This window comes from Bacillus sp. JJ1532 (assembly GCF_036965085.1).
In the GTDB taxonomy this organism is placed as follows: Bacteria; Bacillota; Bacilli; order Bacillales; family Cytobacillaceae; genus Cytobacillus.
Window position 1 is genome coordinate 44,231 of record NZ_JBALOW010000016.1, and the last position, 16,662, is coordinate 60,892.

The following is a 16,662-nucleotide window of genomic DNA, read 5'->3' on the forward strand; positions in this document are numbered from 1 at the left end:
ACTTCTAATAAACATAGAGTAGATCTCCAATACGGGATGTTACCATTTTTTCCGTAAAATAAGCATGTAAAAGCTCGTTTTCGTCCATTGAACCCTTTTCTTTCCCGTCTTTTTCAATAATAATCGGATGCTTAAAGCCGCGCTGAAATTTCTCAAGCACATGCATAACCATTTCATCCTCTTTCACTACAATGGGCTTTAGCTGACGAAAGTCACTATTCTTCCCGTAATATCTTTCAAGCAGAAAACGCATGAAAACGTAACGGCTTTGTTTCCATTCATGGTACAGTGAAAATAACAAAAAGGCGATCACTACCCAAATATTTAAATTGATTGGTGAAAATATTAAGATAAAAACTGAAAAAAGCAATGTACAAACAGCAGAAATTAGCAAAGCTCTCCGATGTGCATTTGGAAATGATTGATAGATGGATAAGAATAGAAAAACGATTTTTCCACCATCAAGCGGCCAAATGGGCAGCAGATTAAATAATAAGACCATTAAATTATACTGAATGAACAGCTCGTACATGCCTTCTGAAAGAAATGAAAGCTCATAAAGAAGGTAAGCAGCCCCCATCATCCAAATGTGCTGGAGAGGCCCTGATAGGATAACAATCAGTTCTTCCTTTAAAGGGCGATTTCCATGCTCCTCAATTTCCGCAACCCCACCAAATGGCAGCAAGGCAATCCTTTTAATCCTCCACGAAAAAAAAGACGCTGCTGCCGCATGCCCCATTTCATGAACAAAAATTATTAGCAAAAACAGAGACAATTCTATAAAATGAGCGGTCATCACAGCTAATCCAATAACAACCCAAAGAAGCGGGTGAATATAAATATATTTTATCAATCCTGCAAATTTATTCAAATGGGATCACCTGTATCGGGTCAACGAAATCATCACCCTTTTTAATAGCAAAATAAAAGGAACCCTTCATTCCATCCTCCATTGCAGTTGACTTACCCAATTCAGTGCCTTTTTCAGCATACTCCATGAGATTCACGTTAATTTCCTCTAAATTCCCATACCATGATTCACTATTATCAGCGTGGCTAATAATGACGGTTTTTCCAAAGCCGTCCTTTTTCCCCGCAAATTTAACTAAACCTTCACTCATGGCGATAACAGCAGCATCCTTGCTCGTTTCAATTGTAATTCTCTGCCCATTTTCTTGAAAATCCTCAAGAATTCTAGCTGAAGCCGGCAAAGCATACTCCGTTTTTGGGGATAACTCCTTTTTCCCTTCCTTCTCATCCTTAAATGGTAAAAGGGCAAGGGGTTTGCCGAATTTATCTTCATACCAATTCGCAACAGCCACAAATTGAAAGTCATTTTCCATCGCTTTCATGACAAAGTTCCTCGCAGGTTCAAAGGTTCCAGCATTGTTTTTGAACATGATGGCGATAATTAAAAATAGGCATGCAGAGGCAAGTATTTTAAATAAGAAATGTTCTTTTCGGAATAAAGGATGAAAGCTTTCTTCCCCTTTGCCGTCATACGAAGAAATCCTATCAAAGCCATATCTTTCTTCATCTTCCGTCCACAGATTTTGTTTTGTTATCGGTTTTGACATTCGCTCTCGTTCTCTTTTTCTTCGTTCCATCCGCTTTCGTATTTCGTCTGCTCGTGATCTCATACGCCCCCACCATTCCCTTACGATTCTTTTGTACAAGTCTATGAGTTGTCCAATGGGAGTATGACTTGAAATAAATTGAATCTTCTAGAAGAAGAAACGAGAGGCTATTTATTTAAAATAAAAAAGCCAAGGAATTTCCCTGACTTTTACTTGACACCAAAAAACTTTTTAATTTTTGAGAAAACGCCTACATTATCTTCCTCCAGAGGCTGGAGGGGAATCGATTCTCCTAATATTCGGCGGGCAATGTTTCTATAAGCAATAGAAGCTTTGCTATTAGGGTTTAATGCAATTGGTTCTCCGTGATTTGAAGCTTTAATGACTTCATCATCATCTGCCACAATGCCTATTAATTCGATAGACAGATGAGCGGCAATCTCATCCACATCGAGCATATCCCCATTTTTCATCATTTGACTGCGGATCCGGTTAATCACTAGCCTTGGCGCTTCAACATTTTCTTCTTTTTCAAGCAGACCAATAATACGGTCTGCGTCTCGAACAGCTGAAACTTCTGGTGTTGTCACAACAATTGCTTTATCAGCACCTGCAACTGCATTGCGGTATCCATGCTCAATACCTGCAGGACAATCAATAATGATATAATCATAGTCTTGCTTTAATTCATTAACGAGTACCTTCATTTGCTCAGGAGTGACTGCGGTTTTATCACTCGTTTGTGCGGCAGGCAATAAATAAAGCAGATCTTCAAACCGTTTATCTTTTACAAGTGCCTGATGAATCTTGCACCGTCCCTCTAATACATCGACTAAATCATAGATAATACGGTTTTCAAGTCCCATCACCACATCTAAATTACGGAGGCCAATGTCTGTATCGACGAGGCAAACTCTTTTTCCTTGCAGAGCTAAAGCTGTTCCAATATTAGCTGAAGTTGTCGTTTTTCCAACTCCACCTTTACCTGATGTTATGACAATTGCTACTCCCATCCTATTGTCCCCCTTCCAATCTCGTAATGTTTGGTCTTAGATGCATCAACACTTGTAATCTATCTACTGTTATTTGATCTTGTTCATTTATGTAAGCACATTCCATTTCTCTTTTTTCCTGGTCCTGATTTTGATCAGGAGCTCTTGTTATACAAGATGCAATGCGCAATTGTGAAGGCTTCATGCTAGATGCTGCAACAATTGCTTCTTTATTTCCATAAAAGCCCGCATGTGCTATCCCCTTTAAGGTCCCCATAATATAAATATTTCCGCCTGCAATCACTGTCCCTCCAGGATTAACATCCCCAACGAGGAGGAGATCGCCTTGTACATGTAATACTTGACCAGACCTAATAATTCTAGCAATAGGTATAATTTCGGTTTCTTCTTTTAATTTTGCTGCTTCTTCTTTCGAAACGACATTGGAAATGATTGAATCTACAACAAGATTTTTCTTTTGTCGAATTAGCTCTTTTAGTTCTTCTTCCTGATCGTTCGATAAATATCTGTTGCCAACCTGAACCTTTACTGTGATTAGGCGATCTTCACGTGATCTCGAGCTTTCAGAAAGCTTAATATCTAACTCTTTTTTTAAATCTTCATAAGAACAGGAATCATCGAGATGGAGTATTAACCCATCCTTTGTCCCTTTAATCGTTATATTTTGGAATTTCTTCATGTCAAGATGTTCACCTCATAAGAAAAGCGCAAGCGCTTTATACGCTCCATAAATAAAAAGAATTCGACAGAAAGACTAAAAAATCCTTTTTAAGATAAGAATTCATTGATAGAAAGTGTGGGAATTTAATTTTTACAATGAACGGTATTATATATCCAAGCTTGCTACTAGTTTATCATAATGCTTTTTGAGTGGATAAGCTGCAATAATAATAAAAATTAAATTAAAAATCGCTGTTGGCAAAAAACGAAGTGACATAAAAGTAGAAAATGGCATGTTGGTTCGATGAATTAGGAAATACATTTCATAAACTCCTAACTCCAGAAGCAGCACCCCAATCAAGGCAACAATTGAAACAATGACAATATTGGTTTGTAATATTTTCATTAGCTTCAGAATAATATAGGAAACTAATGGCAACATAAACAAATAAATCCCGATAATTTCGGTATAAACAATATCAAATAGAAGTCCAACAAAGAAGCTATAAATGATCCCATATTTTCCAGGTCCATAAACTGTTAGAAAAGTTAAAGCAATTATTAAAAACCTGGGCACAATAATATAAGCTTCTCCAAAAGCTTTTTCAGGCATTAGCTCTACAAAAATGCTTTCTGCAATGAAAATCAAAATGAATAAAAGAGGAAGAAGGAATTTTCTCACAGTTCCTCCTCCTTATCATCTATCATTTCTTCCAAGTCAGGCTGTAAAGCTTTCCTATTTACAACCATCACATGCTCAATATCATATAAATTTGCCCCTGGCTTCACATAAGCTGTTAAAGTTAGTCCATATTCAGCAGGTGCAACTTCAACTACCTTTCCAATCGGAAGATTCTTTGGAAATACCCCGCCCTTACCGGAGCTAATGACATTTTGCCCCTTTTCTACTTTTGCATCAAATGGAATCCTTTTCAGTAATAGAAGTCCTTTATCTTTGTCATATCCTTCAATTAGGCCATAATAGCTATTTCCATCTGCCTGAATTTCAGCCGATATACGATTTGTCGGATCCATCGCACTTAATAGCTGTACTGTAGAAGTTAGAGGCTGACTGCTTTTCACCTTCCCGATCAAACCATTTGCAGTAATGACAGCCATATTTTGTTTAATGCCATCTTTAGACCCTTTATTGATAATAAGAAGGTCGGTCCATCGGTCAGGGTTTCTTCCAATTACTGTAGCTTGTATTGGATCAAATTCACTTAACGATTCCTTTTTATCAAGAATTTCACGAAGCTCAGCATTGTCCTTTTTAAACATTTGTACATCTGCTTCAAGACGTGCGAGTTCATCCAGCCGCTTTTTTAACTCTTTATTTTCTGTATATGTATTTTGCAAGTCTTGCAAATTTTCAAAGAAACCAGCAACATAATGAGTTGGGCGTGAAATGGCAGTTTGAATCCATCCAGTGGTATCCTTGATAAATTGCTCTGGCCAGCTTAATTGTTCACGTTCCTTTAATGAAAACCCAATCAATGCCACGAGAATAATGATGCTAACAAGCAAAAGAATCAGGCGTTTATTCAAAAAGAATTGTGGCATTTTTAACACCTCAATTTACTATTTATATAAGAAATGTACGAAGAGCATTGTATATCTAAAACAAGATCTAGGAACTGTCTTATCATAAACACGATTGGAGCCCAGTCACTATTTTAGGTGAATGGGCTTCAATCATGATATTAACGGGAATCCCTTGATTTATTTTTAAATAAATCAATGTGATCCAGTGCTTTTCCCGTACCAATCGCTACACAATCAAGCGGATTTTCAGCAATTAATACTGGCATTTTCGTTTCTTCACTAATTACCTTGTCCAAGTTTCGAAGTAAGGCGCCTCCGCCAGTCAAAACTATCCCGCGATCCATAATATCTGCTGCAAGCTCTGGTGGCGTTTTCTCTAGTGTTACTTTTACAGCGTCAACAATGGCATAAACTGTGTCATGCAGAGCTTTAGAAATTTCCTCAGCTGTTATTTCAATAGTCTTAGGAAGTCCAGTTAAAAGATCACGTCCGCGTATTTCAATATTATCGATACCGTTAGGATCACCCGCTGAACCAACTTCGACCTTAATCGTTTCAGATGTACGATCACCAATCAAAAGATTATAGTGTTTACGAATGTAATTGATAATCGCTTCATCCATATTATTTCCAGCTACACGAACGGACTGGCTAGTTACAATACCACCTAAAGAAATGATCGCTACCTCAGTTGTTCCTCCACCAATATCAACGACCATGCTGCCAGTAGGCTCCCATACAGGAAGATTTGCACCAATTGCCGCTGCAAAGGGCTCCTCAATTGGGTATGCATCTCTAGCACCTGCCTGACGAGTAGCGTCTATAACTGCACGTTGCTCAACTGCAGTAATCCCTGACGGTACACAAACCATCACATATGGCTTTCCAGAGAACAGTCCTTTGCTTTTATTTGCTTGCTTAATATAGTATTTCATCATGACGGCTGTTGTCTCATAATCAGCAATAACCCCATCCTTCATTGGGCGAAGTGCTACGATATTCCCTGGTGTCCGGCCGATCATATTTTTTGCATCATTCCCCACAGCCACAATATGTTTTGTATCTGTTTGCAAAGCAACTACTGAAGGCTCTCTTACTACAATTCCTTTTCCCTTCACATATACAAGTGTATTAGCCGTTCCTAAATCAATTCCAAGATCCTTAGTTCCAAACATCGTTTGTATCTCCCTTTCTGATACGAAATGCGAAAATGAACAGAGCCAGCTGCTAGCTGACTAGTATATTTATTTTCATAAAAAAGTTACTTTTCGAATAGGTGATTATAATCATTCACGTAAAAAAGCATAAACAATATTATAGCTTATCGTCAAATAAAAACATAGTGCTATAAATACCCTTTTTCCTTCAGACTCACAAATTTATTTTCTCCAATAATAAGATGATCGAGCACCTCAATGCCAATTATTTTTCCGCACTCAGAAAGCCTTTTCGTTACTTCAATGTCCTCTCTGCTTGGCGCGGGATCACCAGAAGGATGATTATGGGCACAGATGATTGAAGCAGCTGAACGTCGGAACGCTTCTTTGAATACCTCCCTTGGGTGCACGATCGAGGCATTTAGGCTGCCGATAAAAACCGTTTGCTTGTGAAGAACTTGATTTTTTGTATTTAGATAGAGACAAACAAAATGCTCCTGAGATAGGAAGCGCATGTCGTTCATGACATATTTTGCCCCATCCTCTGGAGAGCGGATCGTATAACGGTCGTCATAAGATAAATTGGATATTCTTCTGCCAATTTCAACGGCTGCCAAAAGCTGAATGGCTTTTGCTGTACCAATGCCTTTTATGGAAGTGATTTCATTTAATGTTGCATCCTTTAATAGCCGTAAGCCTTCAAAGTGAGTAAGGAGCCTATTAGATAATTGCAGAACTGATTCATCCTTTGTACCGGTACGAAGAAGGATGGCAACAAGTTCATGGGTAGATAAACTTTGAGGTCCATTTTGGATAAAGCGTTCCCTTGGACGTTCATCCTGCGGAAAATCCTTGATCATTAAGCTTTGTGTTTCCATTGTTTCATTTCCTCCCTTACACATGGGCGCGAGGGAGATTAAGATGAATTCGCTGTTTATGGAAATGGTTGGGAATATCCTGCATTTCTTAATTCACGAACTGTCCTTGATACTGGCAGACCAACAACAGAAAAATAATCGCCATTGATTTCCTTGACGAGAACGCTTCCGAAGCCTTGAATCCCGTATGCTCCTGCCTTATCAAAGGGTTCACTGGTGTCAATGTAAGCATTTATTTCTTCATCTGAAAGCTCCCAAAACACCACATCTGTTTTCACATAGAAATTCTTTTCTTTTTCCGGTGCGATTATGGATACCCCTGTATAGACAGAATGAGTTTTACCCGATAGACTTTTTAGCATCGTGTAGGCTTCTGTTCTGTCCTTCGGCTTTCCTAATACGGCTCCTTCAAGAACTACTACCGTATCTGCACCAATGACAAATGACTCTCGGTTTTGTAAACTTACTGCCTTTGCCTTTCTATTGCTGAGCTCCATGACAATTTCACCCGGTGTTAATGCCGGGTCAAAGCTTTCATCGACATCGCTGCTGGATACTTCAAAGGTTAAATGAAGATTTTCAAGAAGTTCTTTTCGTCGTGGAGAAGAAGAGGCTAGAATGAGGTTTTTCATATAATCACCTTACCTTAAATTTGTATCATATCGGGAGATACATCTATATCGTACCAAAATTCAGCAGGACAAACAATTTTATTCCAACAAATAATAAATCTTTAATGCGATTAACCACTTTAACCCTTTACCTTATCAAAATAAATAAGGAGTCTGTCGAAAAAGTAAGAACAGACTCCAATAATGTGCGTTATTTCCCAGAAAATATTCGATTAAGGGAGGTTAATGTCGAAACTTGATTTTGTTAGACTTAAAAGCATTTAGGTACTATATAGGCACTTGAACTTTCATTTATAAAACATAATTAACCTTTCAACTACTTTTTTATGCACACGAAAATATGTACTTTTACAATGCTTGATAAACCGAAAAAAATTCAAGTAAATGCTGTTGAACCTTTGTTAAAGCTGCGGAATCCTTTGACTCTTTATATGCCATTAACTGTTGATGGGCATGATTTAGTTCATTATTTAAAGAAATGATCCCTTTGTTTTTTATCTGATCACCTTTATCGGTCTTTATGCTTTCAATTTGGGCTGCTATCTTATCAACATTAGCATCAGATAATGTTTGTTTCGTAGCTGCTTCCGTTGCTCCCTCTGCGATAGCTTGAAAAATACCGGGGGCAGCATCGATTATTTTTTTCTCCACTGCTAGAAGCCCCTCTAGTGATTTCTCATCTAAAGTGATAGGTTTTGCAAAAGCTTCATATCCTTTGTCCTTGAATTGATTCCCTATTTCTTTGGCTTCTTCAATACTTGAGGCAATACTTAAATAAAGTACGGCCTGTCCATTTATATCAATAACCTTTGAAGGGATTCCTTTTTGTATGTGATCCCCTTCGATTTGCCTAGCTGCTTCAATATTAGAGAAAACACCACCTTGGATAACAAAGGTTGATAGAGGTTGTAAAACGGCTGTTTCAGAACCTTCAGGTTGTTTGACCACTTCCTCTACGGCTGGCTCGGCAATAACCGGCTGTTCAATTTCTGCTGAATTTTCAGTGATGACTAGCTTTAACATGATAAATCCAAAGCCTGTCCCTAGTAAAATAGCAAAAAATACTGTTATGAATACGGATGTGAGAAATCCCTTATGCCTATTCTTTTTAAAGCTTTGGCCGAATGTCCCATTTCCTTTTTTACTAGATTTCTTCGTTTGTGCAGCTATATTATACTCTTTTAAATCTGTTTCTTCTATCGTGTCTTCTGGCAGAATCCAATCAAAGCTATCATCATCAGCTGTTTCCTTAGCGGCTGCCGATTCTTCCAAAGACATATTGTCCCAATTTTCTGTTCTGCCTTCCTGTTGTAAATGCTCAATTTTTATATCCTCTTTTTGATTTTCTTCCACAAGGTTTTCTTCGTAGGACCGATGCTCGCCATTTATTTTTATCGTAATGGTTCTACCTTTTTCCCGGCCTTCCACCATTCGTCCTCCTTCCATGTCGATTGATGATTATGTTTCATCCTAACATATCGAAAAAAAAAAATAACAAGACTTTTGTCGTCTTGTTACGGGGGATTTTCGTCAAATTTTTTATTGTTCTTTATTTGCTTTATTTGAAATATTTCCAGACATGCTAAACGGATTCTTTTTATCGCTTGTCTTTGGAACTTCCATTTTTGGAAGCTGATCTCTCAGGTCAGTTAATGCCGGCATGTAAAAAGCGGAAATGGTTATTTCCGATTCAATCGTCTGTTTTTCTTGATCTGTAGAAACAATCTCATCCTGACCGAAAATATTAAGGGTCTCAACAAGGATGATCCTATTTTCTGATTCTAGCGACTCGATAAATTTCTCCATTTCAAAATAGTTAGAGGATTTAACGGTTAGTAAAACTGTTGTTTTTTTCATCCCAGCTGGCATTGGAATGTTTGAATTTTCTTCTTCCTCTTGATTGGTTGACGATTCTTCTAAAATTGAATCATTTGTTTCACCCTGTGCATCTTCTTCCTTTTCATCTGTTGAAAACTCCATATTTGAAACAAAACTCCCTGATACAGTTTCAGCCTTTTCAATATCAAGAAGCAGTTGTTCAACCAGCGGCTTTACGGGGATTTTTTTTTGAAGTGCTTCTGTTCCTTCATACGTATTAGAGTCTGTTTTTTTAATCTGACTTTCAATAACCGCAAGCAGCTGTTCCTCCGTTTGCAACTCCCGTTGTTTACTGGCTAGCGTAGACCTTAGCGGCTGAATATAAAGAAAGTAGATACCTAAAAAAATTAAGACTAATATGATAAAGCCAGTAATCCCTATAAATTTTTCTTTTTTTGAAGAAAGAAGGGTCATGATTCATTCCCCCCATTTTCAACTAACTCTACATCCTGTTTAATAACCGATCGATTTATAATAATCTCGTATTCAGCAAGGTAACGAGGCAGAATTTTTTCTTTATCTGGCTCAAAAATGTGTTCTTGGTCGCTATTTTCCTCTGTTATATCAATAGTGGTTAAAGTATTGATAGTAGCATCTTCAATCCATTCTGAATCCAGCATTGATTTTAAGTAATAGGACGCTTCGCGACTTGTATCAAACTGAACAGTTAACACAATATTACCCGTTTCCTCGTAGTTAATGGTTTGAACAAAGCCTCTTTCTGGTAATAGGGCGGTAAACTTCCTAAGTATAGGTACTGTTTTGATCGGGTAATCTTGAGCCCAACTTACTGCCTTTTCGAGTTCTTCCAATGAATTAAGGGACTCCGCATTGGCCACTTTTTCTTGCTCCACAGCAATTAATTTCTGTATTTGTGCTTGCTGCTGTGAAATAGAGTCAATTTTTCCTTTATAACTTTGCCCAACCCAAACAGCAGATCCGATTCCCAAAAGCAAAATAAAAACCAACACACAAGCTGACATGACAAGAGATTTATTCCTCGATTCCTTTTTTGGCAATAGGTTGATTTCGATGAGCATGCTTACACCTCTTTCAATGCAAGCCCAAGAGTCAGATAATGAGATCTTGGCAGCTTTTCTTCTGTTGCTGAAGGAATTGAGTTTGCATTAATCGATTGATGTGGAAGGTCAAATCGGTTTTCCACTTCTTTTTTGATGATATCAAGGTAAGGATGATCACCATTTAAGAAAATTTTGGTTACCTGCTGTTTTCCCTGATTAATTGAATATCGGTAGAAATCCATGAATTTACTTATCTCTTTATATATGTCCTCAAGTTGAAAAAGCAAATCCTCTGGATCCCCGTTATATTGAAGCTCATGTGACCCGTTCCTGCCTGATTTGATCTCCCATTTATCTTCTTCAAAATCGAATACTAAATGATGCATAAATAGAGGTAGCTGGTTCTCAAAAATGCAGAGGTTTACCATATTAATATCAAATTGAATCATTAAGAGCTGCTCATCTTGATCAGGCATCCCTAAATGATGATAAAGCCGATAAAGAGAAAGTGAAGAAACATCAGCAGCTTCAGGAACGAGCTTTACATTCGTGAGTAGTCCAGCATAGTCTAAGACATTCTCTTCCTGTGCAGCAAATATTAAAATTTCTTTTTTATCTTTTTCTTTTCTCACCGTATACGTGTCAAATACAGGCTCATCAAATGGAAGATGAATAATAGTGCCAAGTTCTAGATATAAATAGCCATTGGTTTCATCGTCCTTGACATCGCCAGGAATATTTACCTTTCGAATAATGACAAAGGAATCAGGAACGATAAATCGAACAGCGCGCTTCTGAATTTTCCAATCAGCAAGACATTCTTCAAGAATCATTTCTAATGTTTCATGGTCAATTATTTTTCCGTCTCTGACAATCCCAAACGGAATAAACCGCTCTCCCCATCTGTGGATACTAAGCGGATTCGTTTGCTTCAATTCGACAAACCGAATCGAATAGTCATTAATAATCAGATTAATGATACGGTTTTTTCGCAAAAAAAGGGAAAGTGCCATTTATTAAACCCCTTACTAAAATCAAGATGCAAATAAGCGAAAGTAACTTTCGAGGATCAAATCTCCATAAAAATAGGCAGTCAGTGTTCCTGCAACAATAAACGGACCAAACGGAATTGGATTTTTCCTTTTCAGCTTCCCGGTTAATAATCCAATTATACCAAAAACCGCCCCATATAAGGTTGCTAGAAAGAAAGATAATAGAACTACTTTCAATCCAACCACAAGGCCAATAAGGGCAAAAAGCTTAATATCTCCTCCCCCCATACCTCCTTTACTAATAATTGCGATAAAAAGCAGGAGGGAAAAACCAACAGCTGCCCCTAGGAGGGAATTCCACCATGGTTCAAGAGGAATAAGAATCCGTTCTAATAAAAAAATCCCTGTAAACACGAGTAAAACTTTATCAGGGATAATCATATACTTGATATCAGATACAAAAATAATCATAAATAATGAAATTAACGTCCAAGCAACAAACAGCTCACTTGACCAACCTAATATTAACGGCGCTGCCGCAAACAGCAATCCAGTTAGCAGCTCCATTAATGGATAAATAGGAGAAATGCGCACCTTGCATTGGCGGCATTTCCCCTCTTGGATGATGTATGATAGAACCGGTATCAGCTCATGAGGTTTGAGCTGATGATGGCAATTAGGACAGGCTGAACGCGGTGCCACAATGGATTGGTTTTGTGGGACTCGGAGGCCGACCACGTTGAAAAAGGAGCCGAGAAATATTCCATATAAAAAAATTATAAGTAAAATCAACCTAATACTCCTATATTTTTAATATTCTATTTCAACAATTATTTTTTTGTAGTTGTTGTTGGTTTACCATCTAATACTACTTGTTCAGTAGCAAATGTCATTGTTATATTATTTTTTGTAACTGAAACAGCTGTATAGTCTACATTCCCAGCTGTATTAGTAATAGTAATGGAATAAGGGCCTGGGTTATCTAAAAAATTATCCAAGTTACCAACCCCCGTTCCTGCAGCGGTTCCTTGTGATAAGGTAATTGATCCTACAACGTTATTAGAAGCTGTATAAAGCTTTGCTGCATTTAAAACTTGTACTGCCTCAGCCTTCACTGCATCTTCTTTAGACTTTTCAATTATACCTCCGATACTTGGAACTGCAATAGCCGCTATAATCCCCAAAATTACAACTACCGCCAACAATTCAACCAACGTCAACCCACGCTGATCCTTCAATCTCTTTCCAATTCTTTTCAACATACTAATCTCCCTCTCTATTAATATCAAATTATGACATAAGACCTAAATTTAATTATACTAGACGCTAATAAAAATAATAGATATAAAATGTTAATTTTTTGAAAACATTATCCGACCTGATTAAAGATCTCAAACATTGGAACCATTATGGATGTCACAATCGTTCCGACAATGCCCGCAAGGAAAACAATCATTAACGGTTCAATAAGAGATTTAATTCTATCAGTACTGTTTTCTACCTCTTTTTCATAGAAATCAGCTACTTTACCAAGCATGGCGTCCAAAGCACCTGTTTCTTCCCCAATAGCGATCATTTGTGTTAGGAGAGGAGGAAAGGCCCAGTGCTTTTTCATTGGTTCTGTTAATGATTGACCTTTTTCAAGAGAAGCTCTTGATTGCCGTATAACCCTTGCCATAACTTCATTATCAACAACCTTTTCAACTATCGTCATGGCCTGTAATATGGGGACAGAACTCGTAAATAGCGAGCTTAATGTCCTTGTCATTCTTGCGATTACTGCTTTTTGCAGCATCTTTCCAAATATAGGGATTCTTAGAATTATATAATCTAAATAATATCTTGTCTTCGAATTATTCCTCAGGATTATAATCATAATTACCAAACTGATAAAAAAGATTAAAACTAGCCACCAATAAGATTGCATAAATTCGCTTGCGCTCAGAACAAACTTCGTAATGGCTGGCAATTCTCCTCCGAAATCTTCAAACATTGCAACAAATGTCGGCACAACCGAAACTAAAAGAAAAATAACAACAGCAATTGCCACGATCCCCACGACAATTGGATAAGCAAGGGCAGAGTTGATTTTCTGCCTAGTATTATGCTGTTTCTCAAAATGTTCAGCAAGTCTTTCAAGCGTTTCATCCATATTACCGCCTGCCTCACCTGCACGAACCATATTGATAAACATCGAAGTAAAGATTTTTTTATGTTTAGCAGCGGCGTCCGAGAGTGGATTTCCCTCTCTTAAATCTCCTTCAATAGCCAACAGCGCTTTTTTCAACGCTTTACTTTCCGTTTGCACAGATAGTATTTTTGTAGATTCTACTACAGATATCCCTGCTTTTAATAATGTTGAAAATTGTCTTAAGTAAATAACAAAGTGCTGTAGCTTAACAGGATTTCCAATTGAAATATCTTTTGTTAAGAAGGATTCAGGCACTTCAGCGATCTCTAAAACCCTAATTCCTTCCTCCCTTAACTTAAACATTGCTTCCCTTTTCGATGTTGAGTTGATTATTCCTTCTATTTTCCCTTTACGATTTCGGCCGGAATATTTATATCTTCCCATTTTAAGTTAACATCTCCTGCAGGAATGGTTCTGCAATGTCTTTAGAGATGATGCCGGACTGAATTAGACTCTTAATATTGCTCTCAAGTGTATGCATTCCCTGCCCACGTGACGTTTGCATAATATTCACGATTTGATGGATTTTTTCATTTCGAATAAGATTAGCTACTGCCGAATTATTAATTAATATTTCAGTTGCAGCTTTCCGGCCTTTAATATCTTCTCGTTGAAAGAGCCGCTGTGAAATAATCGCCACTAGAACAGAAGCAAGCTGAATTCGAATTTGCGGCTGCTGAGAAGGTGGGAATACATCGATAATCCGATTTATTGTCGATGGCGCACTGGATGTGTGCAATGTCCCTAACACTAAATGCCCCGTTTCAGCAGCCGTAATCGCAGTTTGAATAGTTTCCAAATCACGCATCTCACCAACTAAAATAATGTCAGGATCCTGGCGTAATGCCGCCCTTAAGCCATTGGCAAAATTCTTCGTATCAAAGCCAACCTCTCTCTGATCAATAATTGAATTGCCGTGCTTATGCAAATACTCAATTGGATCTTCGAGTGTGATAATATGCTTTCGCATCGTTTCATTCATATACTGGATCATTGAAGCTAGTGTCGTAGATTTACCGCTTCCTGTTGGGCCAGTCACTAGGACAAGGCCTTGTGGCTTTTCGGCTATTTTTCGTAAAATATTCGGCAGCTCTAACTCCTCAATCGTTGGAATTTTTGTCGGTACAACCCGAATAGCCATTGCTATACACGATCTTTGGTGATATGTATTCACACGAAATCTGGAAACACCCGGAATACCATAGGAGAAATCCAATTCTCCCTTTTCCTTAAACTGCTCCCACATATGCTTAGGAATAATCGCCCTTGCCATGCCTTCCGTTTCGTCAGGCAATAATGGTTCTTTTCCGTATTTTTTCAAGTCTCCATTTATTCTAAGAATTGGCTGAACACCAACGGTTAAATGCAAATCTGATGCTTTCAATTCAAATGCGGCGCGTAATAAATAATCTATTTTTTCCTTCATTCCTCGCACCCCTATTCAAGTATCGCGACTCGTAATACTTCTTCAGTAGTAGTGAGTCCTTGTTTTACCTTTAACAAGCCATCATCGATAAGGAAGATCGTTTTATTTTTTATTGCTAATTCTCTTAATCTAGTAATTGATTCTCCATTCATAATCGTGCGTCGTATATCATCACTAACGACAAGCACCTCATGAATGGCAATCCTACCTTTGTAGCCTGTCATATTACATGATGAACAGCCTCGACCGCGAGTGACATTATTTACACTCATCCCTCTTTTTGCAAAAATCTCTACCTCTCGCTTAGAAGGTGCAATAACCTCTGCACAATCTCGGCAAATTCTCCTGACAAGTCTTTGGGCAACAATTCCACTAAGTGACGAAGCAACTAGAAAAGGCTCTACTCCCATATCCATTAATCTAGTAATGGTACCAATAGAGTCGTTCGTATGGAGAGTACTTAATACTAAATGCCCTGTAAGTGAAGCTCGTATAGCGACTTCAACTGTTTCCTTATCTCGAATTTCACCAACCATAATGATATTTGGGTCTTGGCGAAGAATAGAGCGCAATCCTGCCGCAAATGTCATCCCAATATTGGAATTTACTTGAATTTGATTAATACCCTCAAGTTGGTACTCAACCGGATCTTCAATCGTAATAATATTCACTTCTTCACTATTTAACTGGTTTAATGCCGCATATAAAGTGGATGATTTCCCAGAACCTGTAGGGCCTGTTAACAAAACAATTCCCGTTGGCTTTTCGATCATGTCTTTAAATCGCTTTAAATTTAATTTATTGAAGCCTAGCTTGTTGATATCATTTAAAGAGCTGCCTAAATCGAGAATCCGCATAACCACTTTTTCGCCAAATACAGTAGGCAATGTAGAAACACGTAAATCAACAGGATGGAAGTCAAGGTTTACTTTTATTCTCCCGTCCTGCGGGATGCGGTGCTCTGTAATATCTAGGTTTGCAATTATTTTGATCCTAGCAATCAGAACACCCTGCATATGCTTTGGAAGAACACGTTCTACTCTTAGGACCCCATCAATTCTGTAACGAACAACAACCTTCGTTTCCTGTGGGTCAATGTGAATATCACTAGCTTTCATCGTAACTGCATTCGATAATATTTGGTTCACTAATTTTACAATTGGTGAATCCTGATCTGTTATCTTTTCTTCTTGAACTGTCTCAGTTTGCGAATCATCACCCAGTAGCTCCTCAAAGCCCTCATCGATGTCATAATACTTGTTTATCGCTCTTAAAATATCGTCTTTCGTTGCAATGGCCGTTTCAATCTGGAATCCTGTTGACAGACGTAAATCATCAATTGCAAAAAAGTCCATTGGATCAGCCATAGCGACAAACAGCTTGTCCCCGTCTCTTTTCATAGGAATTAAGAGCTGACGCTTTGCTATCTCTTTTGGAATAATATTAAATAGCTTTGTATCAAATGGATAGCGATACAGGCTTATATGTGGAATGCCGAGCTGGAATTCAAGTACTTCAATAAGCTGCTGTTCTGTAATAAATCCCCTTTGAAGAAGGGCATCACCAAGCTTTTGCCCATTACTTTTTTCCTTTAATGTTACTAGGAGCTGCTCTTCTGTAATAAGGCCAGCATTTACAAGTAAATCACCAAGCCGCTGCCGATTTTGTTTCATATACTATCCCTGCTTTAT

At 38.0% G+C, this 16,662-nt stretch carries 18 protein-coding genes; all 18 read right to left on the reverse strand.

The features are described 5' to 3' along the window. Positions 1–4: 4 nt before the first annotated feature. Positions 5–871, reverse strand: a complete 867-nt coding sequence (locus tag V7122_RS07210; RefSeq protein ID WP_335345754.1) for a M50 family metallopeptidase — start codon at positions 869–871, stop codon at positions 5–7. Next, positions 864–1,640 (reverse strand): M23 family metallopeptidase, encoded by a 777-nt coding sequence (locus V7122_RS07215; RefSeq protein ID WP_335526154.1) that lies wholly within the window; start codon positions 1,638–1,640, stop codon positions 864–866. The genes V7122_RS07210 and V7122_RS07215 overlap by 8 nt, the downstream gene beginning before the upstream one ends. Positions 1,641–1,786: 146 nt before the next feature. Beyond that, positions 1,787–2,590, reverse strand: a complete 804-nt coding sequence (gene minD / locus V7122_RS07220; protein WP_335345756.1) for a septum site-determining protein MinD — start codon at positions 2,588–2,590, stop codon at positions 1,787–1,789. Position 2,591: 1 nt separating this feature from the next. After that, entirely contained in the window at positions 2,592–3,269 is a 678-nt protein-coding gene (gene minC, locus V7122_RS07225; RefSeq protein WP_335345757.1) for a septum site-determining protein MinC, read from the reverse strand. A 147-nt stretch (positions 3,270–3,416) separates the two neighbouring features. Then, positions 3,417–3,932 carry a rod shape-determining protein MreD gene (gene mreD / locus V7122_RS07230; protein WP_335345758.1) on the reverse strand — a complete coding sequence of 172 codons (516 nt, stop codon included), beginning with the start codon at positions 3,930–3,932 and terminating at the stop codon, positions 3,417–3,419. After that, complete coding sequence (gene mreC / locus V7122_RS07235; protein ID WP_335345759.1) at positions 3,929–4,813, reverse strand: rod shape-determining protein MreC; 885 nt, start codon at positions 4,811–4,813, stop codon at positions 3,929–3,931. Before mreC ends, mreD begins: the two co-directional genes overlap by 4 nt. Positions 4,814–4,953: 140 nt before the next feature. Further along, positions 4,954–5,970, reverse strand: a complete 1,017-nt coding sequence (locus tag V7122_RS07240) for a rod shape-determining protein (RefSeq protein ID WP_335345760.1) — start codon at positions 5,968–5,970, stop codon at positions 4,954–4,956. Between the two features lie 170 nt (positions 5,971–6,140). Then, entirely contained in the window at positions 6,141–6,830 is a 690-nt protein-coding gene (gene radC / locus V7122_RS07245; protein ID WP_335486297.1) for a RadC family protein, read from the reverse strand. A gap of 56 nt (positions 6,831–6,886) precedes the next feature. After that, positions 6,887–7,462 (reverse strand): Maf family protein, encoded by a 576-nt coding sequence (locus V7122_RS07250; RefSeq protein ID WP_335486293.1) that lies wholly within the window; start codon positions 7,460–7,462, stop codon positions 6,887–6,889. 348 nt (positions 7,463–7,810) lie between these two features. Beyond that, entirely contained in the window at positions 7,811–8,893 is a 1,083-nt protein-coding gene (locus tag V7122_RS07255; RefSeq protein WP_335526155.1) for an SPOR domain-containing protein, read from the reverse strand. Positions 8,894–9,001: 108 nt separating this feature from the next. Beyond that, positions 9,002–9,754, reverse strand: coding sequence for a pilus assembly protein PilO (locus V7122_RS07260; protein ID WP_335486287.1), 753 nt, complete (start codon positions 9,752–9,754; stop codon positions 9,002–9,004). Continuing rightward, on the reverse strand, positions 9,751–10,380 hold the full coding sequence (locus V7122_RS07265; RefSeq protein ID WP_335486284.1) for a hypothetical protein: 630 nt from the start codon (positions 10,378–10,380) through the stop codon (positions 9,751–9,753). Before V7122_RS07265 ends, V7122_RS07260 begins: the two co-directional genes overlap by 4 nt. A 2-nt stretch (positions 10,381–10,382) precedes the next feature. Then, positions 10,383–11,375 carry a type IV pilus biogenesis protein PilM gene (gene pilM, locus V7122_RS07270; protein WP_335486280.1) on the reverse strand — a complete coding sequence of 331 codons (993 nt, stop codon included), beginning with the start codon at positions 11,373–11,375 and terminating at the stop codon, positions 10,383–10,385. A 21-nt stretch (positions 11,376–11,396) separates the two neighbouring features. Further along, positions 11,397–12,146, reverse strand: coding sequence for a prepilin peptidase (locus V7122_RS07275; RefSeq protein ID WP_438824000.1), 750 nt, complete (start codon positions 12,144–12,146; stop codon positions 11,397–11,399). Positions 12,147–12,184: 38 nt separating this feature from the next. Beyond that, positions 12,185–12,616, reverse strand: coding sequence for a type IV pilin protein (locus V7122_RS07280; protein WP_335486277.1), 432 nt, complete (start codon positions 12,614–12,616; stop codon positions 12,185–12,187). Between the two features lie 107 nt (positions 12,617–12,723). Next, positions 12,724–13,929 (reverse strand): type II secretion system F family protein, encoded by a 1,206-nt coding sequence (locus V7122_RS07285; protein WP_335486274.1) that lies wholly within the window; start codon positions 13,927–13,929, stop codon positions 12,724–12,726. A gap of 1 nt (position 13,930) precedes the next feature. Then, positions 13,931–14,971 carry a type IV pilus twitching motility protein PilT gene (locus V7122_RS07290; protein ID WP_335486271.1) on the reverse strand — a complete coding sequence of 347 codons (1,041 nt, stop codon included), beginning with the start codon at positions 14,969–14,971 and terminating at the stop codon, positions 13,931–13,933. 11 nt (positions 14,972–14,982) lie between these two features. Further along, entirely contained in the window at positions 14,983–16,644 is a 1,662-nt protein-coding gene (locus V7122_RS07295) for a GspE/PulE family protein (protein ID WP_335486268.1), read from the reverse strand. Between the last annotated feature and the right edge of the window lie 18 nt (positions 16,645–16,662).

What these genes read in the sequence shown, in the direction of transcription:
- V7122_RS07215 (WP_335526154.1), bottom strand. Translation starts at nt 1,640, where the DNA reads ATGAGATCACGAGCAGACGAAATACGAAAGCGGATGGAACGAAGAAAA.
- minD (WP_335345756.1), bottom strand. Translation starts at nt 2,590, where the DNA reads ATGGGAGTAGCAATTGTCATAACATCAGGTAAAGGTGGAGTTGGAAAA.
- minC (WP_335345757.1), bottom strand. Translation starts at nt 3,269, where the DNA reads ATGAAGAAATTCCAAAATATAACGATTAAAGGGACAAAGGATGGGTTA.
- mreC (WP_335345759.1), bottom strand. Translation starts at nt 4,813, where the DNA reads ATGCCACAATTCTTTTTGAATAAACGCCTGATTCTTTTGCTTGTTAGC.
- V7122_RS07240 (WP_335345760.1), bottom strand. Translation starts at nt 5,970, where the DNA reads ATGTTTGGAACTAAGGATCTTGGAATTGATTTAGGAACGGCTAATACA.
- radC (WP_335486297.1), bottom strand. Translation starts at nt 6,830, where the DNA reads ATGGAAACACAAAGCTTAATGATCAAGGATTTTCCGCAGGATGAACGT.
- V7122_RS07250 (WP_335486293.1), bottom strand. Translation starts at nt 7,462, where the DNA reads ATGAAAAACCTCATTCTAGCCTCTTCTTCTCCACGACGAAAAGAACTT.
- V7122_RS07255 (WP_335526155.1), bottom strand. Translation starts at nt 8,893, where the DNA reads ATGGTGGAAGGCCGGGAAAAAGGTAGAACCATTACGATAAAAATAAAT.
- V7122_RS07260 (WP_335486287.1), bottom strand. Translation starts at nt 9,754, where the DNA reads ATGACCCTTCTTTCTTCAAAAAAAGAAAAATTTATAGGGATTACTGGC.
- V7122_RS07265 (WP_335486284.1), bottom strand. Translation starts at nt 10,380, where the DNA reads ATGCTCATCGAAATCAACCTATTGCCAAAAAAGGAATCGAGGAATAAA.
- pilM (WP_335486280.1), bottom strand. Translation starts at nt 11,375, where the DNA reads ATGGCACTTTCCCTTTTTTTGCGAAAAAACCGTATCATTAATCTGATT.
- V7122_RS07280 (WP_335486277.1), bottom strand. Translation starts at nt 12,616, where the DNA reads ATGTTGAAAAGAATTGGAAAGAGATTGAAGGATCAGCGTGGGTTGACG.
- V7122_RS07285 (WP_335486274.1), bottom strand. Translation starts at nt 13,929, where the DNA reads ATGGGAAGATATAAATATTCCGGCCGAAATCGTAAAGGGAAAATAGAA.
- V7122_RS07290 (WP_335486271.1), bottom strand. Translation starts at nt 14,971, where the DNA reads ATGAAGGAAAAAATAGATTATTTATTACGCGCCGCATTTGAATTGAAA.
- V7122_RS07295 (WP_335486268.1), bottom strand. Translation starts at nt 16,644, where the DNA reads ATGAAACAAAATCGGCAGCGGCTTGGTGATTTACTTGTAAATGCTGGC.